This is a genomic window from Nitrosospira sp. TNL300 (assembly GCF_055385915.1).
Map to the genome: position 1 here is coordinate 1,236,571 of NZ_AP041005.1, position 16,610 is coordinate 1,253,180.

General features: G+C 53.8%; 17 protein-coding genes. 15 read left to right on the plus strand and 2 right to left on the minus strand.

Annotated features, from left to right (window positions below; translation table 11 throughout):
- Nucleotides 1–106 precede the first annotated feature (106 nt).
- Nucleotides 107–1,057 carry a S49 family peptidase gene (locus ACZ5BW_RS05615; protein WP_464543296.1) on the plus strand — a complete coding sequence of 317 codons (951 nt, stop codon included), beginning with the start codon at nucleotides 107–109 and terminating at the stop codon, nucleotides 1,055–1,057.
- Nucleotides 1,058–1,713: 656 nt separating this feature from the next.
- Here the strand turns inward: ACZ5BW_RS05615 and ACZ5BW_RS05620 are convergent.
- Both ACZ5BW_RS05620 and ACZ5BW_RS05625 read right to left on the minus strand, forming a co-directional pair.
- On the minus strand, nucleotides 1,714–2,436 hold the full coding sequence (locus tag ACZ5BW_RS05620; RefSeq protein ID WP_464543297.1) for an SAM-dependent methyltransferase: 723 nt from the start codon (nucleotides 2,434–2,436) through the stop codon (nucleotides 1,714–1,716).
- Entirely contained in the window at nucleotides 2,433–3,029 is a 597-nt protein-coding gene (locus ACZ5BW_RS05625) for a Maf family nucleotide pyrophosphatase (RefSeq protein WP_464543298.1), read from the minus strand. Before ACZ5BW_RS05625 ends, ACZ5BW_RS05620 begins: the two co-directional genes overlap by 4 nt.
- A 254-nt stretch (nucleotides 3,030–3,283) precedes the next feature.
- On the opposite strand from ACZ5BW_RS05625, the gene ACZ5BW_RS05630 reads away from it, so the two are divergent.
- From ACZ5BW_RS05630 to ACZ5BW_RS05695, 14 genes are all read left to right on the plus strand, one after another.
- Nucleotides 3,284–3,784 (plus strand): YceD family protein, encoded by a 501-nt coding sequence (locus tag ACZ5BW_RS05630; RefSeq protein ID WP_464543299.1) that lies wholly within the window; start codon nucleotides 3,284–3,286, stop codon nucleotides 3,782–3,784.
- 21 nt (nucleotides 3,785–3,805) lie between these two features.
- A complete protein-coding gene (gene rpmF / locus ACZ5BW_RS05635) occupies nucleotides 3,806–3,985 on the plus strand; it encodes a 50S ribosomal protein L32 (protein WP_107762114.1) in 180 nt (59 codons plus the stop codon).
- Between the two features lie 54 nt (nucleotides 3,986–4,039).
- Entirely contained in the window at nucleotides 4,040–5,101 is a 1,062-nt protein-coding gene (plsX, locus tag ACZ5BW_RS05640; protein WP_464543300.1) for a phosphate acyltransferase PlsX, read from the plus strand.
- A complete protein-coding gene (locus tag ACZ5BW_RS05645; protein ID WP_464543301.1) occupies nucleotides 5,098–6,057 on the plus strand; it encodes a beta-ketoacyl-ACP synthase III in 960 nt (319 codons plus the stop codon). The genes plsX and ACZ5BW_RS05645 overlap by 4 nt, the downstream gene beginning before the upstream one ends.
- A 151-nt stretch (nucleotides 6,058–6,208) precedes the next feature.
- A complete protein-coding gene (gene fabD, locus ACZ5BW_RS05650) occupies nucleotides 6,209–7,159 on the plus strand; it encodes an ACP S-malonyltransferase (RefSeq protein WP_464543302.1) in 951 nt (316 codons plus the stop codon).
- A gap of 63 nt (nucleotides 7,160–7,222) precedes the next feature.
- Nucleotides 7,223–7,963 carry a 3-oxoacyl-ACP reductase FabG gene (gene fabG / locus ACZ5BW_RS05655; protein ID WP_464543303.1) on the plus strand — a complete coding sequence of 247 codons (741 nt, stop codon included), beginning with the start codon at nucleotides 7,223–7,225 and terminating at the stop codon, nucleotides 7,961–7,963.
- 171 nt (nucleotides 7,964–8,134) lie between these two features.
- On the plus strand, nucleotides 8,135–8,371 hold the full coding sequence (gene acpP / locus ACZ5BW_RS05660) for an acyl carrier protein (RefSeq protein ID WP_074973287.1): 237 nt from the start codon (nucleotides 8,135–8,137) through the stop codon (nucleotides 8,369–8,371).
- Nucleotides 8,372–8,404: 33 nt separating this feature from the next.
- Nucleotides 8,405–9,652 carry a beta-ketoacyl-ACP synthase II gene (gene fabF, locus ACZ5BW_RS05665; RefSeq protein ID WP_464543304.1) on the plus strand — a complete coding sequence of 416 codons (1,248 nt, stop codon included), beginning with the start codon at nucleotides 8,405–8,407 and terminating at the stop codon, nucleotides 9,650–9,652.
- Between the two features lie 10 nt (nucleotides 9,653–9,662).
- Nucleotides 9,663–10,655 carry an endolytic transglycosylase MltG gene (gene mltG / locus ACZ5BW_RS05670; RefSeq protein WP_464543305.1) on the plus strand — a complete coding sequence of 331 codons (993 nt, stop codon included), beginning with the start codon at nucleotides 9,663–9,665 and terminating at the stop codon, nucleotides 10,653–10,655.
- Nucleotides 10,656–10,902: 247 nt separating this feature from the next.
- The gene (locus tag ACZ5BW_RS05675; RefSeq protein WP_464543306.1) at nucleotides 10,903–11,853 is read left to right on the plus strand and encodes an HpcH/HpaI aldolase/citrate lyase family protein; all 951 of its coding nucleotides are present in this window, start codon (nucleotides 10,903–10,905) and stop codon (nucleotides 11,851–11,853) included.
- Nucleotides 11,854–12,081: 228 nt separating this feature from the next.
- Complete coding sequence (locus ACZ5BW_RS05680) at nucleotides 12,082–13,272, plus strand: malate--CoA ligase subunit beta (protein WP_464543307.1); 1,191 nt, start codon at nucleotides 12,082–12,084, stop codon at nucleotides 13,270–13,272.
- A complete protein-coding gene (gene sucD, locus ACZ5BW_RS05685; protein ID WP_464543308.1) occupies nucleotides 13,273–14,160 on the plus strand; it encodes a succinate--CoA ligase subunit alpha in 888 nt (295 codons plus the stop codon).
- A gap of 61 nt (nucleotides 14,161–14,221) precedes the next feature.
- A complete protein-coding gene (locus ACZ5BW_RS05690; protein WP_464543309.1) occupies nucleotides 14,222–14,593 on the plus strand; it encodes a hypothetical protein in 372 nt (123 codons plus the stop codon).
- Between the two features lie 298 nt (nucleotides 14,594–14,891).
- Complete coding sequence (locus ACZ5BW_RS05695; RefSeq protein ID WP_464541068.1) at nucleotides 14,892–16,607, plus strand: multiheme c-type cytochrome; 1,716 nt, start codon at nucleotides 14,892–14,894, stop codon at nucleotides 16,605–16,607.
- Nucleotides 16,608–16,610 lie beyond the last annotated feature (3 nt).

Below are 16,610 nucleotides of genomic sequence, written 5' to 3' on the forward strand. Positions count from 1 at the left end.
AGGTACGGTAGCCGGAGGGAAGCCAATGAGCAGTTTTGGCAGTTTTATGTTTGTGGCCTGTCGCTGCGGCAGGGCGCTTTATTTGACTTGAAGGATCGAAATAATTATGTCTGATTCACAGAATCGAAATGAAGATTGGGACAGGCAGGTGCTGGAAAAGCTGGTGTTCTCTACTTTGCAGGAACAGCGCCGCACGCGGCAGTGGGGGATATTTTTCAAGTCTATTACTTTTACCTGGCTGTTTATCCTGCTATTTTTCGGTCTTGGCTGGTTTGAGGACAGCAGTATGTCCATTTCCGGCAAGCATACCGCTCTCGTCGATTTGCGCGGTGTAATCTCTCCCGACAGCATCAGCAGCGCGGAAAACATTACCGCCGGTTTACAGCAGGCATTCAAGGACGCAAAAACGCAGGGTGTGATCCTGCGCATCAACAGTCCTGGAGGAAGTCCCGTCCAGGCAGGGTACATCAACGATGAGATACGCCGCCTGCGGGCAGAATATCCTGAAATACCCCTCTACGCGGTCGTGGAAGATATCTGCGCTTCGGGTGGCTATTATGTAGCGGTTGCCGCCGACAAGATATATGTGGACAAGGCAAGTATCATTGGTTCCATCGGCGTCCTGATAAACGGGTTCGGTTTCACGAAAGCAATGGAAAAGCTTGGCATCGAACGGCGGTTGATCACGGCAGGGGAAAGCAAGGCCTTTCTCGATCCATTTTCTCCCAACAATCGCGAGCAGGAGGAATATGCAAAGAAAATGCTGGGTGATATCCATGAGCAATTCATTCAGGTAGTTCAGCAAGGCCGGGGCGAACGACTGAAAGAAAGGCCGGAAATATTCAGCGGCAAGGTGTGGACAGGTCAAAAAAGTGTCGAACTGGGGCTTGCTGACGGAATGGGCAGCGCCGAGTACGTGGCGCGCGAAATTATCAAGGCGGAACACATTGTCGACTATACAACCCGGGAAGGAGTTGCCGAACGCCTCGCCAAGCGCTTTGGGGGAGTGCTGGCGGAAACGCTGAGTGGTTTGGGAATGAGTGCGGGACTCCACTAATCTGGATATTTCGCCGGATCACTCTCAGGGCGACCGTGGCGGGTGGAGTAGTGTCTTCCTAAGGAAGATGCGACCCCGAAACGGGAAAGTGCAAAGCGACTTTCGCGTTAGAGCATAGTAGCGATACTCCTCCCCCGCGATTGAACTGCAAAGCGACCGCGCGGGGGAAAAGTACTCTGGGTGACGATACGCTTCCCCTAAGCGTACACCTGACATAGGGTGCAGTCGCGGCGCCCTTCGCTGCCCGATCCCCGCTTTGCGGGGCCCCTCGGGCTACGCTCTCGGCGTTCCCGATTACTAGCATGCCCAAACATCATTATCGGCTGGATCTGGACCGCAAAAGCGACCGCGCGGGGAAAAGTACTCTGTATGACGATACGCTTCCCCTAAGCGTACACCCTGACATAGGGCGCGGTCGCGGCGCCCTTCGCTGCCCGATCCCCGCTTTGCGGGGCCCCTCGGGCTACGCTTTCGAGGGTTCCCGATTACCAAGCATGCTCAAACATCATTACCGGTTGGGTCTGGACCGCAAAAGCGACCGCGCGGGGAAAAAGTACTCTGTATGACGATACGCCTCCCCTGAGCGTACACCCTGACATAGGGCGCGGTCGCGGCGCCCTTCGCTGCCCGATCCCCGCTTTGCGGGGCCCCTCGGGCTACGCTCTCGGGCGTCCCCCATGCAACAAAAAGACTGTGGGTTTGTTAACAAGATCGGGCAAGGCGAGTTTCCATTCCTCGATGGTCCTGGTTGCGATGAATTCGCCGGGAAGAGTAAGGTTGCAGGCAACGCAGAGAGCTGTTCTTTCGCGGCAGGTGGCAATGATCGCCTCCAGCAGCTTCTGATTGCGATAAGGCGTTTCGATGAATATTTGCGTTTGATCGCTGGTTATTGAACTCTTTTCCAGTTCAATGATTTTTTTTATACGCTTGCTATTTTCAACCGGCAGGTAGCCATGAAACGCAAAGCGCTGGCCATTCAATCCGGAGGACATCAGCGCGAGAAGAATGGAGGAGGGGCCGACGAGAGGAACTACCGGGATGTTTTTCTGGTGAGCCAGACGTACCAATCCAGTTCCCGGATCGGCTATTGCAGGGCAGCCAGCTTCCGATAACAATCCTGTATCTATTCCCGTGAGCAACGGCGCAAGCAGGTTCTCAAATTCCCTGGCCTGAGTGTGTTCGTCCAATACCTCCATGGTAATCTGCTGCAGAGGGAGCGCGCTGCCCACCTGTTTCAGGAATTGCCTGGCTGTTTTCGGATGCTCGACAATATAATGATCGAGCCGGGCAATACATTCACGAACCGCGGGAGGCAATATCCAGCCAATATCGCTGTTGCCTAATAGTGCAGGGATGAGATAGAGCGTTCCTGTACTCAAACTATCTCGACACCTTCAAGCGTCAGCATTTCAACAAGCGCAATGAGCGGTAAACCGATTAATGCGGTGGGATCCTCGCTTTCCATATGCTCTATCAGCGCGATCCCCAGTCCTTCGAGCTTCGCACTGCCGGCACAGTGATACGGTTGTTCCTTATCGAGATAATTTTCTATCTGATGGTCGCTTAACAGACGGAATTTGATGCGAGAGGGCACGAGGCGTGCCTGCATGTTGCCTTGATCGCTGTTGAAAAGGCAAAGTGCAGTATAAAACAGAACTTCTTTTCCACGGACAAGCTGCAACTGCTGGATTGCGTTGTGATGGTTCAGTGGTTTTCCGAGCTGGATACCTTCTAAAACCGCCACCTGGTCGGCGCCAATAATTAAAGCGCCGGGATGAGTTGCTGCAACTGCACGGGTTTTCGCAGCAGCCAGGCGAACGGCAGTAGCGTCCGGACTTTCACCGGGCAGAGGCGTTTCATCGATATCCGGATTACTGACGTCGAAGGGGATCTGCAGGCGCTGGAGAAGATCCCGGCGATAAATGGAACTGGACCCTAATATAAGCTGTTGCGCAATCTGCTTTGTTTTCAATGTTTATTATTTTGGAGGGGAAGGAGCTTTTTTGACACTCAAGGGTAAAAAATATATCATGCGCGCCGTGTAACGCTGCAAATTGACCAGGATTGTAATACCAAGTGCGCGCCGACATCAATTGAGTACCAGGCGCGGCTTGCGGATATAAAGCATATAAGAAGTTATGTCTTATGTCCGGGTAACCGCAATATGGGGCATTTCCCGAAAAGCAGCGAGATTTTGAAGCCGGTAGAAGACAAGAGCGCAACGTTATGGCTGTCCCGCTCGTCATAGATTCCCTGGATTTCGTGTGTAAGGCGGAAGTGCGCCGTGGTAAGATCGCGATTTCCGGATTTCAGCGTCTGCAGGATTATCTGGTTAACAACTCCGGTGAGTTGGGATATGCGATTATTGGAATGCTGAATGCAAACGGAAGGCCAGTTTTGCGCTTAGACATTCAAGGTGTCGTAACCCTCCAATGCCAGCGTTGCCTGGAGGAACTCGAACATGTGCTCGACATCCATACAGAGTTGCTACTGGCGCAAAATGAGCAAGAGTTCCAGAGCTTTGATGAGGACGAGTCCGTGGACTGCATTCTGGCTCAGCCTGATATGGATGTTCTGTTGCTTATCGAGGATGAAATCATTCTGGGTCTGCCCGTATCTCCACGCCACGAACAGGGCGAATGCACGTCTGGCGGACGGGAGGACGGGAAGGCAACAAGGGAAGTGTCTCCCTTTGCCGCTCTGGCGGCACTGAAAAAAACGCATTGAATTTATTGAGGAGTTGAATTTATGGCAGTGCAACAAAACAAGAAGTCCCCCTCCAAGCGGGGCATGCACCGGTCGCATGATTTTCTGAGGACGACCTCCCTGTCGGTTGACTCCGGCACGGGTGAGGTGCATTTGCGTCATCACATCAGTCCCACCGGCTATTATCGCGGTAAAAAGGTCGTCAAAACAAAAGAAGATTGAATTTCGCCCGTTGATTTTTCGGTCCGAAGTTTATTCCGGCCTCAAGGGCAGAAATTGACTATAACCGTAGCTGTAGACTGCATGGGCGGCGATCACGGCCCTCATGTGACGGTTCCCGCAGTCGTCGACTATCTCCAGCGCAACCCTGCGATCGACGTGGTTCTGGTAGGATTGTCCGATGTTATCGAATCCGAGTTGCGTGCCATGAGGTGTATGCAGAGCCCTCGGCTCAGGATTCATGCTGCAAGTGAGGTCGTCGGCATGGATGAATCTCCAGCCACGGCGTTGCGGGGTAAAAAAAATTCTTCGATGCGCGTTGCGCTCGACCTGGTCAAGAGCGGTGAAGCGCAGGCCTGCATCAGCGCCGGTAACACTGGAGCATTGTTAGCGACTTCCCGGTTTGTGTTGAAGACGCTCCCCGGCATCGATCGGCCGGCTCTTGCCGTGGTATTGCCCACCATGAAAGGGCACACCTATGTGCTTGATCTCGGCGCAAACGTGGATTGCACTGCGGAGCATCTGCTTCAATTCGGTGTGATGGGCGCCACCCTTGTCTCGAGTATCGAGAACAAGGAAAAACCGAGCATCGGTTTGTTGAATATCGGCGAGGAAGAGATCAAAGGAAATGATGTGGTGAAGCGCGCGGCGGAACTGCTACGTGACAGTGGGCTTAATTTCTACGGAAATATCGAGGGAAACGACATCTATAAAGGAACGACCGATGTGGTTGTGTGCGATGGCTTCGTCGGCAATGTTGCGCTGAAAACCTCGGAAGGCGTAGCGCAAATGCTCTCGCATTACCTGCGCGAAGAATTCAGGCGGAACCTTCTCACTAAACTTGCGGGGCTTATCGCCATGCCTGTGATCAGAGCCTTCAAGCGCCGCGTCGATCACCGGCGCTACAACGGGGCTAGTCTGCTCGGACTCCGCGGCATCGTCATCAAGAGCCATGGTTCGGCTGACAGGCGCGCATTCGGCTTTGCGATTGCGCGCGCCGTGGATGAAGTACGGGGCGGGATGTTGCGCCATATAAGCGAGCGGGTGGCGCAATTACCGCATCAAGCCATGCAATCCTCCTCATACAGCCGGTCGCTGCCGGAAGAGAGTCCGGTATGAAGTACGCCAGAGTCATTGGAACCGGCAGTTATTTGCCCGATAAAATTCTCACCAATCATGACCTGGAGCGCATGGTCGACACGAGCGACGAGTGGATCCGGACTCGTACCGGCATTGCGCAACGGCATATCGCCGCCGACTCGGAAATGGCAAGCGATCTCGCTTTGAATGCGAGCCGTGAAGCAATAAAGGCGGGTGGGATCGATGCGCGGGAGATCGAACTGGTGATTGTCGCCACCACCACACCCGACATGATATTTCCCAGCACGGCGTGCATCCTGCAGGATAAGCTCGGTATCGGGGATTGCGCCGCATTTGATGTACAGGCGGTATGCAGCGGTTTTATCTACGCACTTGCCACTGCAGATATGTTCATTCGAACCGGGAAATGCCGGACGGCGCTGGTTGTCGGCGCAGAAGTCTATTCACGCATACTGGACTGGAGCGACCGCAGCACTTGCGTACTGTTCGGTGACGGCGCGGGCGCTGTGCTGTTGACGGGCGATGAACAGCCCGGAATCCTTTCAACGCATTTGCATGCGGACGGGAGCCAGAGCAAGATTCTTTCCGCGCCGGCTAATATCTGTGGCGGCAAAGTGCAAGGTAAACCCTTTGTTGTGATGGAGGGTAATACAGTTTTCAAGTTTGCGGTAAAGGTTCTGGAAGAAGTCGTACACGAGGCTTTGACTGAAAACAATCTGGAGTCGTCGGATATCGATTGGCTGATTCCGCATCAGGCCAATATCCGTATTATTGCTTCGACCGCAAAAAAACTCGGTATTCCCATGGATAAGGTCGTCGCCACCGTGGATAAGCACGGTAACACTTCCGCTGCCTCAATTCCATTGGCCATCGATATCGCTGCCCGCGATGGGCGCATCAAATCTGGCCAGCATGTGCTTCTGGAAGGCGTGGGGGGAGGTTTTACCTGGGGAGCGGCATTGATCCGCTGGTAAGCCAGCTCCTGCTGCTGGACTTCCGTATTTTAATTGTTCTTGTTTCAGTTCCCTTTTCAGAGGGGTTTTAAAAACTTTTCTTTCCTCGGCTCGAAGGCTTTTTTCGTTGCCTGCCGCAGATGGAACTGTCCAAGGGTTGGTACTGATACTGATGAGCGCACAGGTTAAATTTGCATGTGTTTTCCCGGGTCAGGGGTCTCAGTCCATAGGGATGATGACCGGATACGGCAATTTTCCGGTGGTACGGCAGACTTTTGCTGAAGCATCCGATGTATTGAAGCAGGATTTGTGGGGGATGGTGTGCGACGGTCCGGCCGATACCCTCAACCTGACCATTAATACCCAGCCGCTGATGCTGGCTGCTGGAGTAGCGGTTTATCGGGCGTGGCAGACCTTGGGTGAAGTCAGGCCGGCCTTCATGGCGGGCCACAGCCTCGGGGAATATACAGCGTTAGTAGCGTCCGAGGCATTGTCTTTTGCTGATGCCTTGCCATTGGTACGCTTTCGCGCGGAGATAATGCAGCAGGCTGTGCCTGAGGGAGTGGGCGCGATGGCGGCGATTCTCGGACTCGATGATGACGTTGTGCGGTCGATCTGCCAGGAGGTTACAGAAGCATCGGATGGGGAATCGCTGGAACCGGCAAATTTCAATTCACCCGGGCAGGTCGTGGTTGCGGGTCACAAAGACGCGGTGGTTCGCGGCATGGAAGCGGCAAGGTCTAAAGGCGCAAAGCGGACCGTCATATTGCCCATGAGCATTCCTTCGCACTGCTCCCTGATGAAACCCGCAGCGGAAAAAATGCGCCAGCAACTGGCGCAAGTCATGCTTCGTTCACCCAAGATCCCATTATTGCACAATGCGGATGTGGAACAGCACGAGAATGCTGAGAGCATCAAGGAAATTCTGGTCCGACAGTTGTTCAATCCTGTCCGCTGGACGGAGATCGTACGTTTTATTTCTGGCGCCGGGATCCATCATGTGGTGGAATGCGGGCCGGGCAAGGTTCTGTCAGGACTCAACAAACGTATAGATGCAAATTTGCAGAGCCTCGCATTGACCGATGATGCGGCGCTTGGCCATGCGGCAGCTTTGGCAGGATAAAGGTCAAGCGGACATATTCAGCGTGGCAGCATTGCTCATCATTGAACGACGTATTGGAAGATCATGCTGCAAAATCAGATAGCACTTGTAACCGGCGCCAGCCGGGGAATCGGACAAGCCATTGCCCTTGAACTCGGCAAACAGGGGATTACCGTTATCGGTACAGCGACAACAGAGGATGGCGCCCGAAATATCGATCACTTCCTGAAAGAAGCAGGCTTCAGGGGCACGGGGATGGCATTGAACGTGAATAACCCCGCACAGGTCGAAAGCGTTATCAAGAGAGTACAAGAGGAATTTGGCGAGATCGCAATCCTGGTGAACAATGCCGGCATCACCCGCGACAACCTGCTTCTCCGCATGAAGGATGAGGAATGGGATGAGATCATGGAAACGGATCTCAAATCGGTGTTTCGCTTGAGCCGCGCCGTGCTGAGGTCAATGATGAGAGTGCGTTACGGGCGCATAATCAATATTTCCTCGATAGTCGGCGCTACCGGAAATATCGGGCAGGCCAATTATGCCGCTGCAAAGGCTGGAATATTCGGTTTCAGCAAGTCCCTTGCCCGGGAGGTAGCCAGTCGCAATATCACGGTTAATTGTATCGCGCCCGGGTTCATTGCAACAGACATGACTCAATCCCTTACAGAAAAACAACAGCAGGTATTATTTCAGCAGATTCCAGTCGGAAGGCTTGGATGTCCCGAGGATGTGGCGACAGCAGTGGCTTTTATTGCCTCACCCGCTGCCGCATACATAACGGGCGCCACCCTTCACGTGAATGGCGGAATGTATATGGATTAGCAATGGGAACGGCGCGCCAAAAATGGATTCCGCCTCATCCAGTCGCGGCAGGTGGCTGTATGGCTGTCAGAATGGGAGATGGGGTTTTGGTGTCTGGAATGCGTCGATTTTACTAATATGGAAAACTTGCTAGAATGGCGGCGTTTTTTCTTACGGAGAGAGGTTATCTAGATGGAAAACGTGGAACAACGTATAAAAAAAATTGTAGCGGAGCAGTTGGGCGTGAACGAGGCTGATGTCAAAAACGAATCTTCCTTTGTGGATGATCTGGGCGCCGATTCGCTCGATACGGTGGAGCTTGTTATGGCGCTGGAAGAGGAGTTCGAGTGCGAAATTCCTGACGAACAGGCTGAGAAAATAAATACTGTTCAACAGGCAATCGACTATATCAATTCTCACAGCAACTGATTTTGTTTCCAGTAAATCCATATCGGAGTCATTTTGTCGAAACGTAGGGTAGTGATCACCGGACTAGGCATAATTTCGCCGGTCGGTAATTCGGTTTCAGATGCCTGGGCCAATATTCTTGCCGGAAAATCCGGGGTTACTCGAATCAACCGTTTCGACTCTTCCGCATTCGCTTCTCAGATAGCCGGAGAAGTGAAAGGTTTTGATATCACGAATTATCTTACCGCCAGGGACGCGCGTCGAATGGATGTGTTCATTCATTACGGCATGGCTGCAGGAATTCAGGCGGTAAAGGATGCGGGTATTGAAGACATAGCCGCCAGCAATCTCGATCCTGAACGAATCGGCGTCAATATCGGCTCCGGTATTGGGGGGCTGTCCATGATCGAGGGAACGTACGACGCCTATCACGCCGGTGGCGTGCGCAAGATTTCCCCATTTTTCATTCCCAGCACCATCATCAACATGATCGCAGGTAATCTGTCCATCATGTATGGTTTTCAAGGGCCGAATCTGGCCATTGTTACCGCTTGCACCACCGCTACCCACTGTGTGGGGGATTCAGCCCGGCTGATAGAATATGGCGATGTGGATGTGATGATCGCGGGTGGAGCCGAATCCTGCGTAACACCCCTTGCAATAGGTGGATTTGCGGCAGCGCGAGCGCTTTCCACCCGCAATGACGACCCTGCCACTGCCAGTCGCCCATGGGATAAGGGCCGCGATGGTTTCGTCTTGGGCGAGGGGGCTGGTGTTCTGGTGCTGGAAGAGATGGAGCATGCCATGCGCCGCGGAGCCAGGATCTATGCTGAGCTTGCCGGTTTTGGCATGAGCGCCGATGCGTACCACATGACTGCACCCTCTGAAGACGGAGAGGGCGCTGCGCGTTGCATGACGAATGCGCTCCGAAATGCCGGACTGAACGCGGATGACGTCGACTACATCAATGCCCACGGTACATCGACACCGCTAGGGGATGTTGCAGAAACCGTTGCAGTAAAGCGATGCTTTGGAGAGCATGCAAAGCAGCTCGTGGTGAATTCTACAAAATCCATGACGGGTCATCTGCTCGGCGCAGCAGGCGGGGTAGAAGCAATATTCAGCGCGCTGGCCGTACACCACCAGGTTTCACCTCCCACGATCAATATTTTCGATCAGGACCCGGAGTGCGATCTGGATTATGTTCCCAACCATGCGCGAGAAATGAAGATCGATGTTGCAATGTCGAACTCATTTGGTTTTGGCGGTACGAATGGCACCTTGATTTTCCGAAGAACCTGATTTCTGCTTTGTGGCGAAACTACTGAAGCGCTTCATCCGCGTCGTTTTTCTGGGAGGGGCGCTCTTTTCCGCATGGGTGGGGTATAGGGTCAGCAAACCCGTTGAGCTTCCCATTGTTCCTTATGAGTTTTCGATCGAGCAAGGCAGCAGTGTAAAAACCATCGCCAGTCAACTGGCGAATGCCGGTGTTTTGCCTGATGCCTGGTCTTTTGTCCTGTTGTCGCGCTTGATGGGTGTCGCTACATCACTCAAGGCGGGAGACTATGAGATCACTGCGAGCATTTCGCCATTTCAGTTGCTACAGCGGATAACCAGGGGTGATAGCAGCCAGAGTGAAATCAGATTCATCGAGGGCTGGACTTTTTCCCAGCTCAGGCGAATGCTGGATGAGCATCCCGCTCTCCGCCACCAGACCACTCACCTGAGCAACGGGGAGATTCTGCGGCTGATCGGAGCAACCGAGACTGCGGCAGAGGGGTTGTTTTTTCCGGATACCTATTTCTTTGCGCGCGGGAGCAGCGATGTGGCAGTATTGAAACGCGCCTACCGCGCCATGCGCAACCACATGGATATCGCCTGGGCACAGCGGGCAGTAAACCTTCCTCTGAAAGATCCGTACGAGGCCCTGATCCTGGCATCGATCATTGAAAAGGAAACAGGTCGGGAGGATGATCGCAGAATGGTTGCCGCCGTGTTTATCAACCGCCTGCGGTCACGCATGTTGCTACAGACAGATCCGACAGTCATTTATGGTCTGGGCGATAAATTCGATGGCAACCTGCGTAAAAAAGATCTCTTGAGCGACCAGGAATATAATACTTACACACGTCCTGGCCTGCCGCCAACTCCCATTGCCTTGCCTGGTCTGGCTTCAATCCGCGCCGCGCTCAATCCCGCAACGACCGATGCGCTGTATTTTGTTGCGAAGGGGAACGGAGAGTCTCATTTTTCCAGCAATCTGTCTGACCATAACCAGGCCGTTTCCAAATACCAGAAACGGTAGCATCCGCCCCATGACATGTGTACTTGGGCACCCGCGCAAAGGGCGCGCTTTTTCCACTGTTTGATCCTGATTTCGATCCCTTCACAAAAGTTAAATTGAACATTACCTGCTTCAAAAGTAAAATAGTGCGTTATTTATCACAACGATAAGCAGAACTGAGCCAGGATGCACTTCAGCAATCCGGGCCACGCCAATTCCCCTCCCAATCACGTCTCCAAAATTAAATAACTCAATCAGGAAGGAGCAAATGAGCCATACACTATATGAAGCCTCTGTCATTCGTGTGCAACGATGCGAACTGGCTGTTCCCGGTTCGAATCCTGGCATGTTCGAGAAAGCCCTGAAAAGCGGTGTGGATTTTGTTTTTCTCGATCTCGAAGACGCCGTTGCCCCGGATGACAAGCTGACTGCACGAAAAAACGTTATCGAGGCACTCAATGACCTGGATTGGAAAGGTCACGGGGTGACTGTTTCGGTACGGATAAACGGTCTGGATACCCAGTTCATGGTTCGTGATGTGGTTGACGTGGTCGAAAAAGCAGGTCACAAACTGGATACCATACTGATCCCGAAGGTGGGGATATATTCGGATGTCTATATGGTTGAAGCCATGCTCAACCAGCTGGAGATGCAGCAGGGACTGAAAAACCGGATAGGCATTGAAGCATTGATTGAAACGGCCCTGGGTATGGCGAATGTGGAAGACATTGCACGCAATGGCGTGCGTGGACGGCTCGAGGCGCTCCATTTCGGCGTAGCGGATTACGCCGCCAGCAATCGCGCCAGAACGACAAACATCGGCGGCCTCAATCCCGACTATCCGGGAGACCAGTGGCACGCTGCCATCAGTCGGATGACTGTCGCCTGCCGTGCTTATGGCTTGAGGCCGATAGACGGTCCTTTCGGCGATATCAAGGATCCGGAAGGCTATAAAGCGGCGGCAAGACGAGCTGCCGCTTTGGGCTGTGAAGGTAAATGGGCTATCCATCCGTCGCAAATCGATCTTGCCAATGAGGTTTTCACACCACCTCCATCCGAAGTTGAAAAAGCACAACGTATCCTCGCGGCATTGCAGGAGGCGGCAGCTCAAGGGAAAGGGGCGGCTGCGCTGGACGGGCGACTGATCGATGCCGCATCGGCAAGAATGGCCAATAACGTGGTAAAAATGGCAGAGGCGATAGGCGCAACCGCGACATAGCGTACTTCCGACCGCATCAAGCGGTCTTTCTTTTTCTCCTGATCCTGCCGGTGGGGATACTCAAGTTGACGGATACATTACTGTGAAGTGTGACGCCGTTTCCATCAGGCAGGTTCGCTTTGTGCTTGAGCAATTCAAGGAATCCATGAAGCTTCCTGGATTGCGAGAGCTGTGACCCCGGAGAATAGTGAAAATTATTGTTGATAAATAAGTAAATAAGGTGACGCATTGGATATACATGAGTATCAGGCAAAAGAAATTTTAATGAGATATGGGGTCAAGACAGCGGAAGGGGGATTGGCATACACGATAGAAGAAAGTGTGCAGCGTGCCAGGGAAATCGATGGCAATGTATGGGTGGTGAAGGCGCAGATCCATTCGGGAGGGCGCGGCAAGGCGGGCGGCATCAAGGTATGCAGGACTCATGACGAAGTCCGGGCGGCCGCTGAGGAGTTGCTGGGAAAGATTCTGGTGACTCGTCAGACCGGATCTGTGGGAAAGGTGTGTACACGGGTATATGTGGAAGCGGGTACGCACATTGCCAGAGAGATGTATCTCTGCTTTCTGATAGACAGAAGTTCGGAGCGCATCGTCATGATAGGCTCGGGGCAGGGTGGGATGGAAATCGAAGAGTTGGCTCACACAAATCCCCAGGCCATCAAGAAGATTTTTATCGAACCCGCAGTTGGGTTGCAGGATTTTCAGGCGAGAGAGATGGCTTTTGCGCTAGGCGTGGAAGCGGCACAACTGCCTCATGCCGTTAAAACCATCCGGGGCTGCTATCGCGCCTTGCGTGATCTGGATGCGAACATGGTGGAAATCAACCCCCTCGTGATCACCGGGAGCGGTGAACTCATTGCTCTTGACGCGAAAATGAGCTTCGACGAAAACGCCTTGTTTCGCCGGCACGAGGTTGCCGAACTGCGTGATAAAACACAAGCCGATCCTCGGGAGATGGCAGCCTCCGATCATGGGTTGAGCTACATCGGATTGAACGGTGATATCGGATGCATGATAAACGGTGCCGGACTCGCCATGGCAACGATGGATATGATCAAGCTCGCGGGCGGGGAGCCGGCAAATTTCCTTGACGTGGGAGGTGGCGCGTCGGCTGAACGTACGGAAAAGGCATTTCGCCTGGTGCTGGCTGATAAAGGAGTCAAGGCGATGCTGGTCAATATCTTTGCAGGTATTAACCGCTGCGACTGGATTGCGCAAGGCGTCGTGCAGGCGGTAAGAAATATCGATATGAAAATCCCGCTGGTCGTGCGCTTGTCCGGTACCAATGTCGAGGAGGGCCAGCGGATCATTGCTGAAAGCGGCTTGCCGATCATCACAGCGGGAACGCTGGCGGAGGCGGCCGAGAAGGTTGTGCAGGCGCGCAATGGTGCGGTTGCAGAAGAGTGCAAAGGGATATAAATGGCGATTTTAATTGATGAGAGCACACGGATCATAGTTCAGGGCTTCACCGGCAAGATCGGTACTTTTCATGCACAGGATATGATCAATTACGGTTCCAACATTGTCGGCGGCGTAACCCCTGGCAAAGGGGAGCAGCAGCATCTGGGGCGACCGGTTTTCAATACGGTGAAAGAGGCTGTTCAGCAAGTCGGTGCGAATGCAAGCATCGTGTTTGTGCCTCCGGCATTTGCAGCGGATTCAATCATGGAAGCAGCCGACGCAGGCATCAAATACTGCGTTGCCATTACTGACGGTATTCCTACGCAGGATATGATGACGGTCAAGAACTTTTTACGCCGCTTTCCTATCGAAGAACGCATGGTGCTTACCGGCCCGAATTGTGCTGGTACGATCAGCCCGGGCAGGTCGATGCTGGGAATCATGCCGGGCCATATCTACATGCAGGGAGATGTGGGCGTCGTTGGCCGTTCCGGAACGCTGGGGTACGAAGCCGCGGATCAAATGCGGACGCTGGGCATCGGCATATCGACATCGGTTGGTATTGGCGGGGACCCGATTATCGGCAGTTCGCATCGCGATATTCTGGAGAGATTCGAAGAGGACCCGGAAACAAAAGTAGTGGTCATGATTGGAGAAATCGGAGGACCTCAGGAAGTCGAGGCAGGCATTTTCTCCAGAGACCACATGAGTAAACCCCTCGTGGCGTATATTGCAGGCCTGACAGCGCCGGAAGGCCGCCGCATGGGACATGCGGGTGCGATTATCTCCGCGGTGGGTGAAAGTGCTGCGGAAAAAGTTGCCATCTTGAAAGAACTGGGCGTCACCATTTCCCCCACCCCTTCGGCCATAGGGGAGACAGTCGCAAAGGTCTTGGCCAGGATGTAAGCGCGCAAGAGATTTTGCCACACACTTTTTAATGGCGATGAATGAACGTGGAGGCTTGGATATGTCAATCTGGATGACAGCGTTAAAAATCATTCCCTGGGGGAATGTGGTGGAATCCGCACCGCATATCGTAAAGGCAGCCAAGCACCTTTTTTCTGCCACAAAGAAGGAAACAGCCGATTTCTCGACAGATTGGCAGACAGGAGATACCTCGGGCAGCCTGGACAAACGTGTTCGTTTCCTGGAGGCGAAACTCATCGAGTTGAGCGATGAGCAGAGGTCTTCTGCCGAATTGATAAAATCGCTTGCTGAGCAGAACGCCCTGATGGTCGAAGCGATCGAGGTTTTTCGGGTTCGTGTGAAAATGCTGCTTACTGTTTGTATCCTGCTGCTGGGAGGACTTGCAGCTGTCATATTCAGGTTCGTGGTCTGATCTCAATTTTCTTGACAGGGGATGTGTGTCCGGTTAGGCTACGCGCTGTTTTGGTCTGGCCCGGTGACGCGGGTTTTTCCGGCGCAGCGGATATGTGCAGGGGAGGCCGTATTCAATATGGATGCGGTGATGCAGATATCCGGGGAACGTTGAATGATTTCACGGGATTGCAGCATTTCTTGCGTCTTCCGGTTATCCCGATTTTAATTTTACTCTGCAACGTCCTTTGCAAGGACTTGTTCAACGTTCCTGATAAACAACAACATCATTACGGAGTAAAGGAGAGAAGCAGATGTTAATGAAGCCTTGGCTGAGGCTGGTTACGCTTGCGTGTGGGGTGCTGTTTGCGGGCGCCACGTGGGCTAACTTTCCCAGCGTTCCCAAAGAGACGTATAAGGCACTGAAGCTGGAGCAGTCGGCCTCGCCGAAGGATCTGCATTCAGCGCTGGTGAAGCGTTACAAGGATCCTGCGCAGGGAGCGGGACGTGGCACGCTGGCGAAGTACTGGGAGCCGATCCCGATGAGCATGTACTTTGACCCTGCCTCGTATTACAAGCCGCCGACCTCGATGAAGGAAGTTGCGGCGCGTGAGGAATGCGTCAAATGCCACACGGACGAATCGCCGGTATGGGTGAGTGCCTGGAAGAGGAGCACGCACGCGAACCTGGACAAGGTCCGGAACCTGAAGCCTGAAGACCCGACGTACTACAAGAAGGCGAAGCTTGAAGATGTGGAGAAGAATCTTCGCTCGATGGGCAAGCTTGGGGCCAACGACAAGCTCAAGGAAGTAGGGTGTATCGACTGCCACGTCGACATCAACAAGAAAGACAAGGCAGACCACATGAAGGATTTGCGCATGCCGACGGCGGACGTGTGCGGCACCTGCCACCTGCAGGAATTTGCCGAACGCGAATCCGAGCGTGACACCCTGATATGGCCGAACAAGCAATGGCCGCAGGGGCGCCCCTCGCACGCACTGGACTGGAAGGCCAACGTCGAAGTAGCGGTATTTGCCTCCATGCCACAGCGCGAGATTGCCGAAGGCTGCAGCATGTGCCACACCAACCAGAACAAATGCGACTCCTGCCACACGCGGCACGAATTCTCTGCTGCCGAATCGCGTCATCCTGAAGCCTGCGCCACCTGCCACAGCGGAGTAGACCACAACAACTGGGAAGCCTACTCCATGAGCAAGCACGGCAAGACGGTATCGATCATGGGCGACAAGTGGAACTGGAACGCACCCCTGAAGGACGCCTACACCAAGGGCGGGCAGACAGCGCCCACCTGTGCCGGCTGCCACTTCGAATATGAAGGCAAGTACAGCCACAACGTCGTGCGCAAGATACGCTGGGCCAACTACCCCGCGGTTCCCGGCATTGCCGAGAACATCAACAGCGAATGGTCGGAAGCGCGGCTTGACTCCTGGGTCAAGACCTGCACGCAATGCCACTCCGAGCGTTTTGCCCGCTCCTATCTTGAATTCATGGACAAGGGCACGCTGCACGGCATAGCCAAGTACAAGGAAGCGCACGCCGTGGCCGAGAAGCTCTACAAGGAAGGGATGCTGACCGGGCAGAAGACCAACCGTCCGACCCCGCTGCCGCCTGACAAGGAAATGTTCGCAGGCTTCACCCAGCTCTACTGGAGCAAGGACAACAACCCTGCTGCAATCGAGCTCAAGGTGCTGGAAATGGGAGAGAACAACCTTCCCAAACTGCACGTAGGGTTGGCGCACGTCAATCCGGGTGGCTGGACCTATACCGAAGGCTGGGGCCCGATGAACCGCGACTACGTCGAAGTCATGGACGAGAACACCAAGATCCGTGAAATGGCGGCGTTGCAGGCGAAAGTAGCCAAGCTCGATGCCAAGCGCAAGACAAGCCTGTTCGACCTTGACAGCAGCGAGAAGCTCTCGCTTGGCGGTCTGGGTGGCGGCATGCTGCTTGCTGGCACGCTTGCCCTGGCAGGCTGGCGCCGGCGCGAGAAGAACGAGGGCGTCCGCAAGGACTGATAT